Raw genomic sequence first — 18442 nt, forward strand, 5'->3', positions numbered from 1 at the left:
TATAGACCTATTCGACCCTGACCTCACGCACCTGGAACTGGTTATCCGCGCGATGCGTGATGGTGACCCCCGCGCGATGCGCCCAGGGGATCATCATGTGGTACATCGGGATATGGCCGAGCTCCGCATTGTGCAGGGCATGGGCCTGGCGGATCAGGCCGCGCCGGACCTCGGGGTTCTGCTCCTGGTCGATGCGCGGGATCAGCGCGTCGAAAGCGGCATTCGACCAGCCGCCGGCATTCCAGGTGGCCGCGCCCCCGATGGCGCGCGAGGCCATGATGGCGCGGATCGTGTAGCTGGCATCGAAGGTCGGGACACCCCAGGAGAGCATGTAGAGCATCGGCTCCTGCCGCCGGACGCGCTGGCTGAACACGGCGTTGGGGTGGATGGTGAGCTGCGCGCGGATGCCCACGCGCGCCAGCATCGCCGCCACCGCCTGGCAGGCCTCGTCATAGGTGCCCACGGGGCAGTCCATCGGCACGGAGAAGCCGTTCGGGTAGCCGGCCTCGGCCAGCAGGGCGCGGGCGCGGGCGGGGTCATAGGGGGTGCGGCGGTCGGTCTCCTGCGACCAGCCATTGACGAATTGCGTCCACATGCTGCCCGTCGGCACGCCCTGCCCGCGCAGCGTCGTGCGGCGCAGCGCGTCGAGGTCGAGCGCATGGGCCATCGCCTGGCGCACGCGCAGGTCCTTGAAGGGGTTGCGCCCGCGCACGTCGCTGCCGGTCAGTTCCTCCACATCCTGGCGCATGCCGATCCAGACGGTGCGGTTCTCCTGCCCCTCGAGGATGCGCAGCCGCGCATCACGCTGGATGCGGGCCACGTCCTGCACCGGCACCACATGCACCATGTCCACCTCGCCCGAGAGCAGGGCGGCGACGCGCGTGGCGTCGGAGGTGAGCGTGATGTGGTGATATTCGGTCACGTTGCCGCGCGCCGGGGAGGCGCCGTTCGCGCCCCACCAGTTCGGGTTGCGGACCATGATCGTGCGCTGGTCCACCTCCCGCGTGCGGATGATGAAGGGTCCGGTGCCGTTGGCGTTGCGGACGGTGTGGGTTTCCTCGCGCTGGGCGAAGTTCTGCGGGATGGTGGCGCGGTTCGCCTCGGACCAGCCGCGGTCCATCATCATCACGCGGGTCATCTTGTCCGGGATCACCGGGTCCGGGACGCGGGTGACGATGTCCACCGTCAGCGCATCGACCGCCACGGCCTCGACTACCGTGTCGACGAAGATGCCGTAGTTGGAGGTCGGCGTCAGGGCGCGGGTGATGCTGAACACCACGTCATCGGCCTCGAAGGCCTCGCCGCCGGCGAAGCGCACGCCGGGGCGCAGGTGGAAGCGCCAGCGGGTGGGCTCCACCTGTTCCCAGCGCGTGGCCAGGGCGGGTTCCACCTTCAGGTCGTCGGCGCGGTTGGTCAGGCCCTCATAGAGTTGCTGCACCACCAGGAAGGTGAACAGCGCATTGGTGGCGTGCGGGTCGAGCGTCGCGGCGTCCACGCTGGTCGCCATGCGGAAGACCCGCGGCGGGGTCTGCCCCTGGCCCTGGGCTTCCGCCACACCGGCGGTGAGCAGCCCCGCCGCCGCTGCCGCCGCCATCCATCCCGCTCGCCGCATCGCACCCTCCAACAAAATCGGACGGGCACAGCCTGGACGCAGGGATGGACACTTCGCAATGGGCCTCTTCCACACCATATTACCAATCTGAGAGAAAACGCCGGAGCCCCAAACACCATGCGTCGCCGTCCCGCCGCCTTCTTCGCCGCCTTTGCCGTGGTCGCGCTGGCCCTGGCACCCGCGCTGTCCGAGGCCCGCCCCGGCGGGTCTTCCTCCTCGGGCAGCCGTGGCAGCCGCACCTATACCGCGCCGCCCTCGACCCAGACCGCCCCAGGTGGCGCGCAGCAGATGCAGCGCACCCAGACCCCGCCGAGCACGCCCGCCCAGACCGCCGGCGCCCCCGCCGCCGCGCGTCCGGCCGGCGCCGCCGCGGCGCAGGGCAGCTTCTTCAGCCGCAACCCGATGATGGCCGGCCTGATGGGCGGCCTGCTCGGCGCCGGCCTGTTCGGCCTGCTCTCGGGCTCGGGCCTGTTCGGCGGCATGGCCGGCTTCATGGGCTTCCTGGGCCTGATGCTGCAGATCGCGCTGATCGGCGGCCTGGTCTACCTGGCGCTGCGCCTGATCCGCGGCCGTCGCCAGCCGGCCCTGGCGGGTGCGCCCAACGCCTATGCGCGCGACATGCAGCAAGCCGCGCCGGTGCGCCCGATGGGGGGCGGCGCCGCCCCTGTCGCCACGCGCCCCGTGCAGGTGGAGGAGGCCGATTTCAACGCCTTCGCCGAAGCCCTGGTCGCCGTGAACGCCGCCTGGTCGCGTCAGGACCTGACCGCGCTGCGCCGGCTCTCCACCCCGGAGATGACCAACTACTTCGCCGACGACCTGAACGCGCTGCGCGCGCGGGGCTGGACCAACACGACCAGCGACGTGCGCCTGGAGCAGGGCGACCTGTCCGAGGCCTGGCATGAGGACGGCGAGGACTACGCCACGGTGGCGATGCGCTTCTCGCTGATCGACGTCACCCGCGCCGCCGACGGCACGGTGACCGAGGGCAGCCCGACCGAGCGCCAGATGACCACCGAACTCTGGACCTTCGTGCGCCGCCCGGGTTCGCCCTGGCTGCTCTCGGCGATCCAGCAGACCGGCTGATCCGCCTTCCGGCCCGGCGCCACCTGCGCGCCGGGCCACCCCGCCGGATGCTTACCCCCTTGCGCATCCGTGCCGGATTTCGGCAGCATCGCGGACTGCCGAACAAGCACAGGGGAACACGTCCATGATTCGTCGTCGCAGCCTCGCCGCGGGGGCCGCCGCGCTGCTCGCCGCGCCCGCCATCCGCAACCCGGCCGTCGCCCAGGGCACGCGGCTGCGCTGGGCGCATGTCTATGAAGTCGCCGAGCCCTACCACACCGAGGCCCTCTGGGCGGCGCGCGAGATCGCCAGCCGTACCTCCGGCCGCTGGAACATCGAGGTCTTCGCCGCCTCGGCACTCGGCAATGAGCCGCAGATCAACCAGGGTCTGACACTCGGCACGGTGGACATGATCTACACCGGCGTGGCCTTCGCGGGCGCGAGCTACCGGCCGATGGCACTCAGCCACGCGCCCTACATCCTGCGCGACTACGCGCATTTCCAGGCCTATCGCGCCAGCGAGCTGCACGCCGAGCTCGCCGCCAATTACGACCGCCAGACCGGCCACCACGCTTTGGCGCTGACCTATTACGGCGACCGGATGGTGACGGCGAACCGCTCCATCCTGCAGCCCGGCGACATGCGCGGGCTGAAGCTGCGCGTGCCGCAAGCGCCGTCCTGGCTGATGTTCACCCGCGCGGTGGGGGCGAACGCCACGCCGATCGCCTTCGCCGAGGTCTATCTTGCGCTGCAGAACGGCACGGTGGACGCGCAGGAGAACCCGCTGCCGACCATCCAGGCCAAGAAGTTCTATGAGGTGCAGAGCCACATCTCGCTGACGCACCACATCACGGACAGCCTGCTGACCATCGTGGGTGCGGGCACCTGGCGGCGGCTCTCGGCGGCCGACAAGCAGGTCTTCACCGAGGTCTTGCGCCAGGCGGCCGATCGCTGCGGCGCGGCGATCCGCACGCAGGAGCAGGAGCTGGTCGGCTGGTTCCGCACCCAGGGCAAGACGGTGCAGGACCCCGACCGCGCCGCCTTCCGCGCCGCCTGCGTGCCGCTGCACAACGACAATGTCGGCTGGACCCGGCAGATGTATGACCGCCTGCAGGCGCTGGAGAGCCGCCCGGCCTGAGGCCACCTCGGAACCCTCTCCCCCCGTCATGTCGCAGGCATGCCCGCAGCGTGACGGGGGGAGAGGGCAGGGGGAGGGGGAAAAGACCCCCTACCGGTACCACATGGTCGGCAGCCACATGACGACCTCCGGCACATAGGTGCACAGCAGCAGCACGCCGATCAGCGGCACCATGAAGGGCATGACGCCCTTCGCCGCATCCTCGAAGCTGATCCCGCCTACCCGGGCCAGGATGAACAGCACGATGCCCACGGGCGGCGTCAGCAGCCCGATGCACAGATTGAGCACCATGATCAGGCCGAAATGGATGGGATCGACGCCGATCGATTCCATGATCGGCAGCATGATCGGCACCAGGATCAGGATCGCCGGCAGGGGTTCGATGGCGAGGCCCACGAGCAGCAGGAAGATGTTGGCGATCAGCAGGATCAGCCATTTCTGCTCGGTGATCGCCAGCACCCAGCCCACCACCTGTTCCGACACGCGCGTGGTGGTCAGCAGCCAGCCGAAGATCTCGGAGCCCGCGACGATGATGAGGATGGCGGCGGTGATCTCCACCGTCTCGAAGCTCACCTTCACGATCGCCCGCAGCCCGAGCGTGCGGTAGACGATCACGCCCAGGAACAGCGCATAGGCTACCGCGCAGATCGCCCCCTCGGTGGGGGTGAAGGCGCCTGCGCGCATGCCGCCGATGATCAGCACCGGGGTCAGCAGCGGCAGGATGCCGCGCATCAACGACCGGCCGAGCTCATAGAGCCGGAACTTCGCATCCGCGCCGTAGCCGCGCACCCGCGCATAGTAATAGACCATCGTCATCAGGCAGAAGGCGAGCAGCAGGCCCGGGATGATGCCGGCCGCGAAGAGCTGCCCGATGCTCGCATTGGCCGAGACGCCATAGATCACCAGAGGCAGCGAGGGCGGCAGCAGCGGACCGAGCATGGAACTCGCCGCCGTGATGCCGACGGCGAATTTCGGGTCATAGCCATGCGCGCGCATCGCCCGGACCTCGATGGTGCCGAGCCCCGCGGCGTCGCCAACCGCCGTGCCGCTCATGCCCGCGAAGACGACCGAGCCCACCACATTCACCTGCGCGAGGCCGCCGCGCATCCAGCCCACGGCGGAGACGGCGAAGTCATAGATGCGCTCGGTGATGCCGGAGGTGTTCATCAGCATGCCGGCGAAGATGAAGAAGGGCACGCAGAGCAACGGGAAGCTGTCCACGCCGCCGACCATGCGGTGCACGATCGCCAGCAGCGGGATGGAGCCATCGACCAGGGCGAAGATGATCGAGGCCCCGGCCAGCGCCACCGCCACGGGCAGGCCCAGCGCGAGCAGCCCGAAGAAGCCCAGCAGCAGGATCGCGGCGGTCATGCCACCACCTGCTGCGTGTTCGGCGCATCGCCATGCCGCCAGCGGCGCCAGACCCATTGCGCCTCGCGCAGCGTCATCATGGCGAAGCCGGCCGCGACCGGCCAATAGACCCAGGCGAGGGAGGCCTGCAGGCTGTCCATCGGCATCACGCCCATGCGGTCCGCGAGATCGACGCTGATCCAGGCGCCGAAGCCCCAGAAGCCCAGCCGCAGCGCATCCTGCAGCGCCCAGAGCCCGCGGCGCAGGAACAGCGGCAGCGCCAATTCCAGCGCCTCGACGCGGATATGCGTGCCGCGCCGCACGGCCATCGCGGCGCCGATGAAGGTCAGCACGATCAGCAGGTAGCGCGCGACCTCCTCGGTCCAGGCGACCGAATCGTTCAGGACGTAGCGGGAGAAGAACTGCGTGAAGACCAGCCCGGCCAGCACCCAGAGCAGGATCAGCCCGACCCAATCCTCCGGCCCATGGCCGGAGAGGCGGAAGCCGCTGAGGTCATCGGCATAGCCGGCCTCCTTCGCTTCCGCGATTCCCTCGAATGGTTTTGTCACGCGGACGCTTCCCTGCGCTGGTCACTTGTATGATGACCAGCCGACAACGCCCTTGGCGCTTTGTCAAACCCGCAGTTGTGGCGGGAATGTCACTTCTCGCAGCGCAGGAAAACCGTGCTGCGGTGGGCGATGTCGCCGACATCGGCGGCGGAACGATCAGCACCCCGGCTCTCCGCCGTGCGGAAGGGGATATTGGCGCGGCGGAGGAAGGCCTGTGCGGCCTCGCCCTTCACCGCGAAGTTCACATTGTCCACATTCTCCACCCGCCGGCTGTCGAGCTTGGAGACCACCACGCCCACCACATTGCCCTGCATGTCCAGCATCGGCCCGCCGGAATTGCCCGGCTGCACCTCGGCGCTGATCTGGAAATTGTTGGGGTCGTTGCGGATGCCCGCCAGGGCGTTGATCTCGCCGCGCGTCAGCTTCGGATCGGCGGAGAGCAGCCCGGCGAGGGGAAAGCCATAGACCACCACGCCCTCGCCGCGCCGGATGGTGGGGGCGGTGCGGAAGGAGAGCACCGGCCCCGGATTGCCGGGGATGGTCAGCACGGCGAGGTCGAGCGCGCGGTCCACCTGCGCCGGCGGTGTGGCCGCCAGCCAGCGCCCATCGGCGGTGCGCGCCAGCACCCGGTCGCAGCCATCGACCACATGCTGGTTGGTCAGCACCCGATCAGGCGCCACGACGAAGCCGGTGCCGGAGGAGACGCGCCGCGCCTGCTGGTTCGGCCGCGCCTGCGCCACGGCTGGCGCCGGCGCGGCGGCGGTGGCGAGTTCGACGCGTCGGTTCTCGCAGACCTCCTGGTCGCGCAGCACGCTCTCCCGCCCATCGGCCAGCACCAGGCGGATGTCGAAGCGGCAGCCGGCCTCGGGGTTCAGCCGCAGGGGAAAGGCGGCATTGGCGGGCAGCGGGCCGCGGTTGAGCAGGTTGTTGCCCCAATCCGGCCGACCGCTGCGCACGGCGTGCAGCGCGGCGGCCTCCTGGCCGGTGCGGTTGACGATGCGCAGCGGTTCCGCCCCCGGCTCGGGCGTCTGGGCGAAGGCCGGGGCGTGCAGGGCGGCGGTGGCGAGCAGGGCGAGGCGGAGCAGGGTCTTGCGCATGGCCGCGATGTCGGGATGCCCCCCCGGCGCTTCAATGTGTCCGCCCCGGCCGGACATTCGCCCTGACATTTCCAGAACCTGCGCTGGATCAATGTCGGCGCGTCGAATATGCGCTTCACTGCATGCAAGCCGGGCCCTTGACCCTCCCATAGGGGGAGACGCCATCTGCTTGGCATGGAACACGCCGCGCCGATGCCCGAGGCCCCGCTGGCCGCCCTGCCCACCCTGTCCCTGCCCATCACGGGCATGACCTGCGCCACCTGCGCCGGTCGGGTGGAGCGCGCGCTGGCCCGCCTGCCGGGGGTGGTCTCGGCGCGGGTCAACCTCGCCGCGGAGACGGTTGCCGTCACCGGCACCGCCCCCCTGCCCGCCGTGGCCAGCGCCATCCGGGCCGCCGGCTATGGCGTGCCCGAGCGCGTGCTGGAGATCGGCATCAGCGGCATGACCTGCGCGAGCTGCGTCGCGCGGGTCGAGCGTGCCCTGGCCCGCGTGCCCGGCGTGCAGGCCGCCCGCGTAAACCTCGCCAGCGAGACCGCGCATCTGACGCTGCTGGGCCAGGTGCCGGACTCCGCCCTGGCCGCGGCGCTGACCCGCGCCGGCTATGGCCTGGCCGCCATTCCCGACAGCGCCGCCGAGGCCGAGGCGGCGGACGCTGCGAAGGCCGCCCGCGGGCAGCGGGAGATCGCGCTGGCCGGGCTGTTCGCCGCGCCCTTCCTGGCCGGCATGGCGGGCATGCCCTTCGGCCAGGATTGGATGCCCGGCGGCTGGGTGCAGCTCGCTTTGGCGCTCCCGGTGGTCTTCGGCTTCGGCCTGCGCTTCCACCGCGCCGGCCTCGCGGCGCTGCGCGCGGGCAGCGGTAACATGGACCTGCTGGTCTCGATCGGCACGCTCGCGGCCTTCTTCCTCTCGCTCTTCCTGCTGCTGCGGCACGGCGCGGCACATGCGCATGGGCTGTATTTCGAGGCCGCGGTCGTCGTCATCTTCTTCGTCATGGTCGGCAAGCAGCTCGAGGCCCGCGCCAAGCGCGGCACCGGGGCGGCGATCCGCGCGCTGCTCGACCTGCGCCCCCGCACCGCGCTGCGCCTCGGCCCCGATGGGACCGAGACCGAGGTGCCGGTCGCGGCCCTGGTGGTGGGCGACCTGGTCGCGCTGCGCCCCGGCGGGCGCGTGCCGGTGGATGGCGTGGTGACCGAGGGCGAGGCCGCCCTCGATGAAAGCGCGCTGACCGGCGAGAGCCGCCCGGTGGAGAAGGCGCCGGGCGAGCGGCTTGCCACCGGGACGGTGGTGCTGGATGGCCGCCTCGTGCTGCGCGCCACCGCGGTCGGCACCGACACGACGCTCGCCCGCGTCGCGGCGCTGGTCGCCGCCGCCCAGGCCAGCCGCGCGCCGGTGCAGAAGCTGGTGGACCGGATCAGCGCCATCTTCGTGCCGGTGGTGGTGGGGATCGCGGCGGTGACGTTGATCGCCTGGCTGATCTCCGGCGCACCCTTCGAGGAGGCCATCCTGCACGCGGTCGCGGTGCTGGTGATCGCCTGCCCCTGCGCGCTCGGCCTCGCCACGCCCGCCGCCATCATGGCCGGCACCGGGGCGGCGGCGCGCGCGGGCATCCTGATCCGCGACGCCGAGGCGATCGAGCGCGGGCAATCCATCACCCTGGTCGCCTTCGACAAGACCGGCACGCTGACCGAGGGCAAGCCGCGCCTCGCCGCGCTGCACCCCGCGCCGGGCGTGAACCGGGAGGAGGCGCTGGCCATGGCCGCCGCGCTCCAGGCCGGCAGCGAGCACCCGCTGGCGCGCGCCGTGCTGGCCGCCCAGGGTGCCGCAGGGAGCGGAACGGTGACCCCCGCCGCCGCCTTCCGTGCCCTGCCGGGCCGGGGCGTGCAGGGGGTGGTGGCCGGGCGCGCCCTGGCCCTGGGCAGCCCGCGCCTGCTGGCGGAGAGCGGCGCCGATGCCGGCCCGCTCGCCGCCCTGGCCGCGGCGGAATCGGCGCAAGGGCGGGGCCTCGCCTGGCTGCTGGCGAGCGAGCCGCCCGCCGTGCTGGCGCTGCTCGCCTTCGAGGATGCGCCCCGGCCCGGTGCCGCCGCGGGCGTGGCCGCGCTGCGCGGCCTGGGGCTGGAGGTCGCGATGCTGTCCGGTGACAGCGCCGCCGCCTGCGCGGCCCTCGCCGGGCCGCTCGGCATCACCCAGGTCGCGGCCGAGACCCTGCCGGCCGACAAGGCCGCCGCCATCGCCGGCTGGCAGGCTGGCGGGCAGCGCGTGGCGATGGTGGGGGACGGCGTGAACGACGCGCCGGCCCTCGCCGCCGCCGACCTGGGCATCGCGATGGGCGGCGGCACCGACATCGCCATCGCCGCCGCCGGACTCACCCTGATGCGCAGCGACCCTGCGCTGGTGGCGGACGCACTCGACATCACCCGGCGGACTGGCCGGAAACTGAAGGAGAATCTGGCATGGGCCTTCGCATACAACCTGATTGGCCTGCCGCTGGCGGCAGCCGGCCTGCTCTCTCCGCCGCTGGCCGGGGCGGCGATGGCCCTGTCCTCCATCTCGGTGCTGGGGAACGCCCTGCTGCTCGCGCGGTGGCGCCCGGCACCCCGGCGCGGCGCAGCGGCATGAATATCGGCGAGGCCGCCGCGCGCTCGGGCGTCTCGGCCAAGATGATCCGCCACTATGAGGCGATCGGCCTGGTGAGTGCGGAGCGGCGGCCGAATGGCTACCGCAGCTACGGCCCGCAGGACGTGGCGGTGCTGCGCTTCATCCGCCATGCGCGCGACCTGGCTTTCCCGCTCGAGGATATCCGCCTGCTGCTGGCGCTCTGGCGGGACCGGGGGCGGGCGAGTGCGGATGTGAAGCGCATGGCGCTGGAGCATGTGGCCGCGCTCGACGCCAAGGCGGCCTCGCTGAGGGCAGTGGCTGACAGCCTGCGGCACCTTGCGGCACATTGCCAGGGCGATGACCGCCCGGATTGTCCCATCCTGGCGGAGCTGGAGCGCGGGAAGGGCGGATGATGGTGGAGCTGAAGGTCTCGGGCATGAGCTGCGGCCATTGCGTGAAGGCGGTGACCGCGGCGATCCAGGCGGCGGATCCCGGGGCCAGCGTGCAGGTCGCGCTCGACACCGGGCTGGTGCGCGCCGAGACGAAGCTCAGCCCGGAGGCGGTGGCGGCGCTGCTGGCAGAGGAAGGCTATCCGCGCGCCGGGTGACTTTACGAAGGGCCATGGCTGCGCTGTAAGCGCGTCTCCCCAAAGGAAGACGCGCCATGACCCCCGAGATCCATAACGCCCTGATGGGCGTGTGCACCGCCACGCTGACCACCGTGCTGCTCAAGAAGGGCGTGCGCTTCTGCTACATCGCGGGCTCCCGCCCGCTGGTCGCGGGCCCGACGAAGCGCATCGTCGGCCCGGCCTTCACGCTGCGTTTCACCCCGACGCGCGAGGATCTGGCCACGGTGGATAGCTGGGCGTCCCCCACCTCGACCCGTGCGGCGATCGAGGCGATGCCGGCGGGCTGTGTCGCCGTGGCGGACGCCATGGGCAACACCCAGGCCGGCATCTTCGGCGACATCCTCTGCGCGCGCATGGCGGTGAAGGGCGTGGCCGGGCTGGTGACGGACGGCATGGTGCGCGACGGCGCGGGTGTGATCGGCACCGGCCTGCCGGTCTTCTGCCAGGGCTATGTGGCGCCCGCCTCGGTGAGCGCGCTGAACTTCGTCGGCTGGCAGGAGACGATCGGCTGCGGCGGCGTCACCGTGGTGCCGGGCGACATCGTGGTGGCCGACCAGGATGGCGCGGTGGTGATCCCCGCCGCGATGGTCGCGGCCGTGACCGAGATGGCGGTGGAGCAGGAGCGGCTCGAGGCCTGGATCATGAAGGAGGTCGGCCGCGGCGTGGCCCTGCCGGGCCTCTACCCCGCCAATGCCGAGACCAAGGCCCGCTACGAGGCCGACAAGGCCGCTGGCCGGGCATAGGCTGGGCATGCCGGCGTAACCTGCGGACCGCGAAGCGGTCCGAGGCCGCGAACGCGGCCCGCCGCCAGTGCGGCGAAGCCAAGCGGGCGGATGCCCGCGCGTCACGCCGAAGGCGTGCCTTCGGCACGACGCGTCTGAGGGCACAAGAAAGCACCGCACAAAAAAACCCCCGGCGCCGCGAGGCGCCGGGGGAGCAAGTCGAGGTTGTCGCGCGGAACGCGCGAAACCGCCGGGAGAAAACGTCGAGGCATTGCCTTGACGGTCCAGAATGTTGCACCCGACGCCTCTCCGCGGCGTGGCCCCCGCATGAAGCCTTCGCAACCGCAGCACGAAGCGGTCGCCGGGATCAGGCCGGCTCCTTCTCCTCCGACAGGTGCTCCTGCAACGACCGCGCGCCGGCGGGCGTCCAGCCATTCTCCTTCGTCAACGACGGATCGAGGCAGAGGATGTCCTCGAACTCGTTCACCGCGTCGATCTCCGTGCCCATGGCGATGTTCGTCACCTTCTCCAGGATGCATTCCAGCACCACCGGCACCTGGTGCTCGGCCATCAGCGCCTCGGCGCGGGCGAAGGCGTCCTTGAACTCGTTGGGCGACTTCACGCGGATCGCCTTGCAGCCGAGGCCCTCCGCCACCGCCACATGGTCCACGCCATAGCCGGGCACGGCGTCGGGGTCATCGGTGCTGTTGATGTTCTCGAAGGCGAGCGACACCTCGAAATCCATCTGGAAGCCGCGCTGCGCCTGGCGGATGAGGCCGAGATAGGAGTTGTTCACCACCACATGCAGGTAGGGCAGCTTGTGCTGCGCGCCGACCGCGAGTTCCTCGATGAGGAACTGGAAGTCGTAATCGCCGGAGAGGGCCACGATCTTGCGCGTCGGGTCGGCGGCGCGCACGCCGAGTGCCGCGGGCAGCGTCCAGCCGAGCGGGCCGGCCTGGCCGCAATTGATCCAGTTGCGGGGTTCGTAGACGCGCAGCATCTGCGCGCCCATGATCTGCGAATTGCCGATGGTGGTGACGTAGCAGGTGTCTCGCCCGGCATGGTCCAGCATCTCCTCGAAGACGCGCTGGGGCTTTAGCGGCACCTGGTCGAAATGCGTCTGGCGCAGCATCGTCTTCTTGCGATGCAGGCATTCCGCCGCCCACACGCCGCGATCGCGCAGGCTGCCCGCCACGCGCATGTCCTCCGCCACCTCGACCATCAGCTCCAGCGCCGCGCGCGCATCCGAGACGATGCCGAGATCGGGGCCGAAGACGCGGCCGATCTGGGTCGGTTCGATATCGACATGCACGAATTTCCGCCCGGCGGTGTATTTCTCGATGCTGCCGGTGTGGCGGTTCGCCCAGCGATTGCCGATGCCGAAGACGAAGTCGGACTTCAGGAAGGTGGCGTTGCCGTAACGGTGCGAGGTCTGCAGCCCCACCATGCCGGCCATCAGCGGGTGGTCATCGGGGATGCAGCCCCAGCCCATCAGGGTCGGGATCACCGGCACGCCGGTGATCTCCGCGAAGCGCACCAGCAGGTCGGAGGCATCGGCGTTGATCACGCCGCCGCCGGCCACGATCAGCGGCCGCTCGGCGCGCTGCATCATGGCGATGGCGCGCTCGATCTGCTTGCGCGAGGCGGCGGGCTTGTAGGGCTTCAGCGGCTCATAGGTGTCGATGTCGAACTCGATCTCGCCGAGCTGCACATCCACCGGCAGGTCGATCAGCACGGGGCCCGGGCGGCCGGAGCGCATCACATGGAAGGCCTGCTGGAAGACCTGCGGCACCAGCGCGGGCTCGCGCACCGTCACGGCCCATTTCGTCACGGGCTTGGCGATGCTCTCGATGTCGACGGCCTGGAAATCCTCCTTGTAGAGCTTCGCGCGCGGCGCCTGGCCGGTGATGCACAGGATCGGCAGGCTGTCCGCCTGCGCGGTGTAGAGCCCGGTGATCATATCGGTCCCGGCGGGGCCCGAGGTGCCGATGCACACGCCGATGTTGCCGGCCTTGGCACGGGTGTAGCCATCGGCCATGTGCGAGGCGCCCTCGACATGGCGGGCGAGGATGTGGCGGATCGAGCCGCGCTGGCGCATCGCCGAGTAGAAGGGGTTGATCGCCGCCCCGGGGACGCCGAAGGCGCAGTTCACGCCCTCGCGTTCCAGCACCAGCACCGCCGCATCCACTGCCCGCATCCGCGCCATCGCCAAATCTCCCGTTCCTGAACGGGAGGGGGAATGCGCCCTGCGACCGATTATTTCAATTTTTCCGAAATATTTTTCCGCAATGCGGCATAAAAATTCCAAACCGCTGAATCGACGCGGATTTCCTATTTCCACGGGTCTCGCGCGCGGTAGAACGGAAAAAGATTTCAGAGGAAATCGTCATGTCCGAACCCGCCAATCGCCGCCGTGGCCGCCCCCGCAGCGCCGAGGCCGCGGGCGATGATGCCCCCGTCCAGTCGCTCGACCGCGCCATGGCGCTGCTCGCCGCCCTCGCCGAGGGCGATGGCCAGACGCTCACCGAGATTGCCGCCCGCGCCGGCCTGCCGCTCTCCACCGCCTATCGCATGCTGGGCACGCTGCAGCGCCGGGGCCTCGCCGAATTCGAATCGGCGACGCAACTCTGGTTCGTCGGCGTCGAGACCTTCCGCATCGGCAGCGCCTTCCTCCGCCGCCGCAAGCTGGTGGACCGCGCGCTGGGGGCGATGCAGGAATTGATGGCTGCCTGCGGCGAGACCGCGAACCTGGCCGTGGCGGAGGAGGATGGCGTGGTCTTCATCGGCCAGGTCGAGACGCATGAGGCGATTCGCGCCTTCTTCCGGCCCGGCACGCGCGCGCTGTTCCACGCCTCGGGCATCGGCAAGGCGATCCTGGCCCATCGCAGCGCGGCGCAGGTGGCGGCGAGCCTGAAGCGCACCGGCCTGCCGCGCTTCACCGAGCGCACCCTCACCACCCTGCCCGCGCTGCTCGCCGATCTCGGCGCGGTGCGCGCACGCGGCTACGCCATCGATGACGAGGAACGGAACCCGGGCATGCGCTGCGTCGGGGCGGCGATCTTCAATGAGTTCGGGGAGGCGATCGCGGGGGTCTCGGTGAGCGGGCCGACGGTGCGGATCACGCCCGGGAAGCTCGACACCTTCGGCCCGCTGGTGCGAGCGGCCGCCGATGCCGTGACCCATGCGATTGCCGGGCGCAGGCCGTGATTGAGCATCCGTCCCCGCAGTCGCGGTCGCGCGCGGGGAATCGTGCTGGCAGGCCGATGGCGGGTCGGATCGCATATTGTCCTGGCCCTCGATCGCGTTACGCCGCAGGCTCTCCCCACCGGGCCAGGCAATGACCCGTGAGGGAGAGAAGCGATGGCAGGATTCGCACGACGTGCGCTGCTGGCCGGTGCCGCCGGCGGCATCGCGGGCATTTCACCGGGCCTGGCGCAGGAGGCCTTCCCCAGCCGGCCGCTGCGGCTGATCGTGCCCTACGCGCCGGGGGGCACCTCCGACATCATGGCGCGGCTCGTGGCGGGACCGTTGCAGGCGGCGCTCGGGCAATCGGTGATCGTCGAGAACCGGCCCGGCGCGGGCAGCCTGCTCGGGACGGAGATGGTCCTCCGTGCCCCGGCCGATGGCTATACGCTGCTGCTCGCCGACACGCCGCTGACCACCGTGCCGACGATGCAGGTGGCGGCCGGGCGGCCCACGCCCTATGAGCCGGCGCGGGATTTCACGCCGATCACGCAGCTGGGCATCGCGCCCGCGGTGCTCTTCGCCACCGCCGCCCTGCCGGCGCGCAGCCTGCCGGAATTCCTCGCCATGGCAACGGCGCGGCCGGACACGGTCTCCATCGCCTCCTCCGGCGTGGGATCCACCACCCATCTCATGGCCGAGTTGCTGATCGGCAAATCCGGCGCGCGCATGGCGCATGTGCCCTATCGCGGCGGCGGGCCGGCGCTGCAGGATGTGGCGGCGGGCACGGTGCAGGCCACCTTCCTCGCCTGGGCCTCGGGCGCGGCGCTGGTGCAATCGGGACTTGTGCGTCCGCTCGGCATCGCGGCGGCGCAGCGCCTGCCGGACCTGCCGGAGGTCCCGACCCTGCGCGAGCAGGGCATGGACATCGTGGCGAGCTTCTGGTGGGGCCTGCTGGCGCCGGCCAACCTGCCGCGCCCGGTGCAGGAGCGCCTGCTGCAGGCCGCGACCATGGCGATGAACGCGCCCGAGGTGCAGGCGCGGCTCACCACGCTCAGCGTGCAGCGCGCCGTGGCCGGGCCGGAGGCATTCCGGGCCCATATCGCCAGCGAATCCACGACATGGGCCGAGGTGATCCGGCGCGCGGGGCTGCGCGCCGAATGATGTAGCGCGCCCGCAGACGCCGGGCGCGGCCGGCGTTACTCGGCCGCCTGCGCGTAGGCCTCGAGCGGCGCGCAGGTGCAGACGAGGTTGCGGTCGCCATGCACATTGTCCACGCGCTTCACCGGCGGCCAGTATTTCTGGCGCGCGACATAGGGCAGCGGGAAGGCGGCCTGCTCGCGCGTGTAGCCATGCGTCCACTCGCTCGCCATCACCTCGGCGGCGGTGTGCGGGGCGTTCTTCAGCGGGTTGTCGCGCGGGTCCGAACGGCCCTGCTCGATCGCCCGGATCTCGGCGCGGATGCTGATCATCGCGTCGATGAAGCGATCAAGCTCGCCCTTCGTCTCGCTCTCCGTCGGCTCGACCATCAGCGTGCCGGTGACCGGCCAGGACATGGTCGGCGCGTGGAAGCCGTAATCCTGCAGGCGCTTGGCGATGTCTTCCACGCTCGCGCCGCCATTCTGCTGGAAGCCGCGGCAATCGAGGATGCACTCATGCGCCACCATGCCCTGCGCGCCGCGATAGAGCACCGGGTAGTGCTCGGCGAGGCGGGCGGCCATGTAGTTGGCGTTGAGGATCGCGACCTCGGTCGCGCGCTTCAGCCCATCCGGGCCCATCATGCGGATATAGGCGTAGCTGATCGGCAGGATGGAGGCGCTGCCGAAGGGCGCCGCGCTCACCGGCCCATGCGAGGTCGCGGCCGGGCCGGCCTCGGCCAGCATGGGGTGGGAGGGCAGGTAGGGGGCGAGGTGGGCGGCCACGCCGATCGGCCCCACGCCCGGCCCGCCGCCGCCATGCGGGATGCAGAAGGTCTTGTGCAGGTTGAGATGGCAGACATCGGCGCCGATCGCGGCCGGTGAGGTGAGCCCCACCTGCGCGTTCATGTTGGCGCCATCCATGTAGACCTGCCCGCCCTTCGCATGGATCAGCGCGCAGATTTCCCGGATGGACTCCTCGAAGACGCCATGCGTGGAGGGGTAGGTCACCATCAGCGCGGCGAGCTTTTCGGCGTGCTGCTCGGCCTTGGCGCGCAGATCATCCAGATCGACGTTGCCGTCCTTGTCGCAGCCGACGACGACGACCTTCATCCCCGCCATCACCGCGCTGGCCGGGTTGGTGCCATGCGCCGAGGAGGGAATGAGGCAGATGTCGCGTCCCGTATCGCCGCGCGCGCGGTGATAGCTGCGGATGGCGAGCAGCCCCGCATATTCGCCCGCGCTGCCGGCATTGGGCTGCAGCGAGACGGCGGCGAAGCCGGTGCAGGCGCAGAGCCAGGATTCGAGCCGGCGGATCATCTCCAGATAGCCCGTGGCCTGCTCGATCGGCGCGAAGGGATGGATCGCGCCGAAGCCGGGGAAGGTGACCGGGATCATCTCCGCCGTCGCGTTCAGCTTCATCGTGCAGGACCCCAGCGGGATCATGCTGCGGTTCAGCGCGACGTCCTTCTCCTCCAGCTTCTTCATGTAGCGCAGCATCGCGTGTTCCGCGTGATGCGCGTTGAAGACCTCGGCGGTCAGGATCGCGCTCGCCCGCGCGAGCGAATTCGGGATGCCGCCCTCGGTCTCCAGCCGGTCGAGCGGCAGCGCCACCGTGCCGGCGGCTTCCGCGATGGCGGCGCAGAGCGCGAGCAGATCCTCGCGCGTCACCGTCTCATCCAGCGCGATGCCGACGATGCCATCCTCGCGCCGCGCGAGGTTGAAGCCGCGCTTCAGCGCGCTGGCGATCAGCGCCTCGGCCTTCGCCCCCGCCTCGATCGCGATGGTGTCGAAGAAGTCGCGATGCGCCAGCGTGAAGCCGGCGCGCATCGCCGCCCCGGCGAGAAGGCGGGCCTGCAGCGCCACGCGCCGCGCAATTCGGGACAATCCCTCGGGGCCATGCCACACGGCATACATGCTCGCCATCACGGCAAGCAGCACCTGCGCAGTGCAGATGTTGGAGGTCGCCTTCTCGCGCCGGATATGCTGCTCGCGCGTCTGCAGCGCGAGGCGCATCGCGGGCTGGCCGGCGGCGTCGATGGAAACACCCACCAGGCGGCCCGGCATCAGGCGCTTATAGGCGTCCTTCACCGCCATATAGGCGGCGTGCGGCCCGCCATAGCCCATCGGCACGCCGAAGCGCTGGGTCGAGCCCACGACCACATCCGCGCCCATCTCGCCCGGCGGCGTCAGCAACACGAGGGAGAGCGGATCGGCGGCGACGATGGCGAGGCCACCCACGCCATGCACGGCCGCGATCTCGCGCGTCAGGTCGCGCACCTGGCCGGTGCTGCCCGGATATTGCAGCAGCAGCGCGAAGGGCTTCTTCGCGGCGGCCGCCGCAACGATTTCCGCAGGCGGCGCGACAACGACTTCGATGCCCAGCGGCTCGGCCCGCGCCACCACCACCGCGCGGGTCTGCGGGTGCAGGTCCGATGCGAGCAGCAGCGTGTCCGACTTCCCGCGCGTCGCGGCATGGGCGAGCGTCACGGCTTCCGCCGCCGCCGTCGCCTCATCGAGCAGCGAGGCATTGGCCACCGGCAGGCCGGTGAGGTCCGTGACCAGCGTCTGGAAGTTCAGCAGGGCCTCGAGGCGCCCCTGCGCGAGTTCCGCCTGATAGGGCGTATAGGCCGTGTACCAGCCGGGATTCTCGAGGATGTTGCGCAGGATCACCGGCGGCGTCAGCGTGCCGTGATAGCCCATGCCGATCAGCGACTTGATGTCGGCGCGGTTCTTCGCGGCGAGGCCGCGCAGCTCCGCGATCACCTCGGCCTCCGTCACCGCGGGCGGCAGCGGCAGGGCCTGCGCGCTGCGGATGGCGGCGGGCACGGTGCGCGCGGTCAGCGCATCGAGGCTCTCGGCGCCGACCACCTTCAGCATCGCCGCGATCTCGGCTTCCGAAGGCCCGATATGGCGGCGCGCGAATTCGCCCTTGTCCTCGAGCGCCGTCAGTTCACGCAGCGCGCTCATGCCAGCGTCTCCACGAAGGCCGCGTAGTCGGATTCGCTCATCAGCGCGGCAACGGCGGCGGGATCGACGCCCTCCATCTTGAAGAACCAGCCCTCGCCGGTCGGGGCCGAGTTGATCAGCGACGGATCATCGGCCAGCGCGCCGTTCACCGCGGAGATCTTCCCCGCCACCGGCGCATAGACGTCGGAGGCCGCTTTCACGCTCTCGACCACGGCGCAGGCCTCGGCCTCCGCCACCTCGCGGCCCACTTCCGGCAGGTCGACGAAGACCACGTCGCCCAGCGCGTTCTGCGCATGGTCGGTGATGCCGATGGTGGCGGTGCCGCCCTCGAGGCGCACCCATTCATGGTCCTTGGTGAAGCGCAGTTCGGCCATCGGGGT

Annotated in this window: 15 protein-coding genes; 8 read left to right on the plus strand and 7 right to left on the minus strand. The window is 70.7% G+C overall.

All coding sequences use genetic code 11. The features are described 5' to 3' along the window. Positions 1 to 7: 7 nt before the first annotated feature. A complete protein-coding gene (locus tag AC2D9U_RS09675) occupies positions 8 to 1612 on the minus strand; it encodes an ABC transporter substrate-binding protein (RefSeq protein ID WP_484748311.1) in 1605 nt (534 codons plus the stop codon). A gap of 117 nt (positions 1613 to 1729) precedes the next feature. Between AC2D9U_RS09675 and AC2D9U_RS09680 the strand changes: the two genes are divergently transcribed. Continuing rightward, positions 1730 to 2695: a Tim44 domain-containing protein gene (locus AC2D9U_RS09680; protein WP_484748313.1), complete on the plus strand. Its 966-nt coding sequence runs from the start codon at positions 1730 to 1732 to the stop codon at positions 2693 to 2695. Between the two features lie 124 nt (positions 2696 to 2819). Further along, on the plus strand, positions 2820 to 3812 hold the full coding sequence (locus AC2D9U_RS09685) for a sialic acid TRAP transporter substrate-binding protein SiaP (protein WP_484748314.1): 993 nt from the start codon (positions 2820 to 2822) through the stop codon (positions 3810 to 3812). Positions 3813 to 3902: 90 nt separating this feature from the next. Here AC2D9U_RS09685 and AC2D9U_RS09690 read toward each other — a convergent pair whose 3' ends face one another. From AC2D9U_RS09690 to AC2D9U_RS09700, 3 genes are all read right to left on the minus strand, one after another. Beyond that, entirely contained in the window at positions 3903 to 5183 is a 1281-nt protein-coding gene (locus tag AC2D9U_RS09690) for a TRAP transporter large permease (RefSeq protein ID WP_484748316.1), read from the minus strand. Next, positions 5180 to 5731: a TRAP transporter small permease gene (locus AC2D9U_RS09695; RefSeq protein WP_484748317.1), complete on the minus strand. Its 552-nt coding sequence runs from the start codon at positions 5729 to 5731 to the stop codon at positions 5180 to 5182. The genes AC2D9U_RS09690 and AC2D9U_RS09695 overlap by 4 nt, the downstream gene beginning before the upstream one ends. A gap of 89 nt (positions 5732 to 5820) precedes the next feature. Continuing rightward, positions 5821 to 6828 carry a trypsin-like peptidase domain-containing protein gene (locus AC2D9U_RS09700; protein ID WP_484748318.1) on the minus strand — a complete coding sequence of 336 codons (1008 nt, stop codon included), beginning with the start codon at positions 6826 to 6828 and terminating at the stop codon, positions 5821 to 5823. Positions 6829 to 7002: 174 nt separating this feature from the next. Here AC2D9U_RS09700 and AC2D9U_RS09705 point away from each other — a divergent pair, with 174 nt between their 5' ends. From AC2D9U_RS09705 to AC2D9U_RS09720, 4 genes are read left to right on the plus strand one after another with little or no spacing between them, the layout of a single operon-like run. Beyond that, complete coding sequence (locus AC2D9U_RS09705) at positions 7003 to 9444, plus strand: heavy metal translocating P-type ATPase (protein WP_484748320.1); 2442 nt, start codon at positions 7003 to 7005, stop codon at positions 9442 to 9444. After that, on the plus strand, positions 9408 to 9836 hold the full coding sequence (cueR, locus tag AC2D9U_RS09710; protein ID WP_484748321.1) for a Cu(I)-responsive transcriptional regulator: 429 nt from the start codon (positions 9408 to 9410) through the stop codon (positions 9834 to 9836). The genes AC2D9U_RS09705 and cueR overlap by 37 nt, the downstream gene beginning before the upstream one ends. Beyond that, the gene (locus tag AC2D9U_RS09715; RefSeq protein ID WP_484748323.1) at positions 9836 to 10030 is read left to right on the plus strand and encodes a heavy-metal-associated domain-containing protein; all 195 of its coding nucleotides are present in this window, start codon (positions 9836 to 9838) and stop codon (positions 10028 to 10030) included. The genes cueR and AC2D9U_RS09715 overlap by 1 nt, the downstream gene beginning before the upstream one ends. Before the next feature lie 56 nt (positions 10031 to 10086). Next, the gene (locus tag AC2D9U_RS09720) at positions 10087 to 10794 is read left to right on the plus strand and encodes a ribonuclease activity regulator RraA (RefSeq protein ID WP_484748324.1); all 708 of its coding nucleotides are present in this window, start codon (positions 10087 to 10089) and stop codon (positions 10792 to 10794) included. Positions 10795 to 11140: 346 nt separating this feature from the next. Here the strand turns inward: AC2D9U_RS09720 and gcl are convergent, their stop codons facing one another. Next, complete coding sequence (gene gcl, locus AC2D9U_RS09725) at positions 11141 to 12979, minus strand: glyoxylate carboligase (protein WP_484748326.1); 1839 nt, start codon at positions 12977 to 12979, stop codon at positions 11141 to 11143. A gap of 182 nt (positions 12980 to 13161) precedes the next feature. Between gcl and bhcR the strand changes: the two genes are divergently transcribed. Together bhcR and AC2D9U_RS09735 are read left to right on the plus strand one after the other, a co-directional pair. Then, entirely contained in the window at positions 13162 to 13980 is an 819-nt protein-coding gene (gene bhcR / locus AC2D9U_RS09730) for an HTH-type transcriptional regulator BhcR (protein WP_484748327.1), read from the plus strand. 153 nt (positions 13981 to 14133) lie between these two features. Then, positions 14134 to 15120, plus strand: coding sequence for a Bug family tripartite tricarboxylate transporter substrate binding protein (locus AC2D9U_RS09735; protein WP_484748329.1), 987 nt, complete (start codon positions 14134 to 14136; stop codon positions 15118 to 15120). A 35-nt stretch (positions 15121 to 15155) separates the two neighbouring features. Here AC2D9U_RS09735 and gcvP read toward each other — a convergent pair whose 3' ends face one another. Continuing rightward, a complete protein-coding gene (gene gcvP, locus AC2D9U_RS09740) occupies positions 15156 to 18062 on the minus strand; it encodes an aminomethyl-transferring glycine dehydrogenase (RefSeq protein ID WP_484748330.1) in 2907 nt (968 codons plus the stop codon). After that, complete coding sequence (gcvH, locus tag AC2D9U_RS09745; protein ID WP_484748332.1) at positions 18059 to 18436, minus strand: glycine cleavage system protein GcvH; 378 nt, start codon at positions 18434 to 18436, stop codon at positions 18059 to 18061. The genes gcvP and gcvH overlap by 4 nt, the downstream gene beginning before the upstream one ends. Positions 18437 to 18442: the final 6 nt, after the last annotated feature.

It is taken from the genome of Roseomonas sp. TF40 (assembly GCF_057219975.1).

What these genes read in the sequence shown, in the direction of transcription:
- gcvH (WP_484748332.1), bottom strand. Translation starts at nt 18,436, where the DNA reads ATGGCCGAACTGCGCTTCACCAAGGACCATGAATGGGTGCGCCTCGAG.
- AC2D9U_RS09675 (WP_484748311.1), bottom strand. Translation starts at nt 1,612, where the DNA reads ATGCGGCGAGCGGGATGGATGGCGGCGGCAGCGGCGGCGGGGCTGCTC.
- AC2D9U_RS09680 (WP_484748313.1), top strand. Translation starts at nt 1,730, where the DNA reads ATGCGTCGCCGTCCCGCCGCCTTCTTCGCCGCCTTTGCCGTGGTCGCG.
- bhcR (WP_484748327.1), top strand. Translation starts at nt 13,162, where the DNA reads ATGTCCGAACCCGCCAATCGCCGCCGTGGCCGCCCCCGCAGCGCCGAG.
- AC2D9U_RS09690 (WP_484748316.1), bottom strand. Translation starts at nt 5,183, where the DNA reads ATGACCGCCGCGATCCTGCTGCTGGGCTTCTTCGGGCTGCTCGCGCTG.
- AC2D9U_RS09705 (WP_484748320.1), top strand. Translation starts at nt 7,003, where the DNA reads ATGGAACACGCCGCGCCGATGCCCGAGGCCCCGCTGGCCGCCCTGCCC.
- AC2D9U_RS09720 (WP_484748324.1), top strand. Translation starts at nt 10,087, where the DNA reads ATGACCCCCGAGATCCATAACGCCCTGATGGGCGTGTGCACCGCCACG.
- AC2D9U_RS09735 (WP_484748329.1), top strand. Translation starts at nt 14,134, where the DNA reads ATGGCAGGATTCGCACGACGTGCGCTGCTGGCCGGTGCCGCCGGCGGC.
- AC2D9U_RS09685 (WP_484748314.1), top strand. Translation starts at nt 2,820, where the DNA reads ATGATTCGTCGTCGCAGCCTCGCCGCGGGGGCCGCCGCGCTGCTCGCC.
- gcvP (WP_484748330.1), bottom strand. Translation starts at nt 18,062, where the DNA reads ATGAGCGCGCTGCGTGAACTGACGGCGCTCGAGGACAAGGGCGAATTC.
- gcl (WP_484748326.1), bottom strand. Translation starts at nt 12,979, where the DNA reads ATGGCGCGGATGCGGGCAGTGGATGCGGCGGTGCTGGTGCTGGAACGC.
- AC2D9U_RS09715 (WP_484748323.1), top strand. Translation starts at nt 9,836, where the DNA reads ATGGTGGAGCTGAAGGTCTCGGGCATGAGCTGCGGCCATTGCGTGAAG.
- AC2D9U_RS09700 (WP_484748318.1), bottom strand. Translation starts at nt 6,828, where the DNA reads ATGCGCAAGACCCTGCTCCGCCTCGCCCTGCTCGCCACCGCCGCCCTG.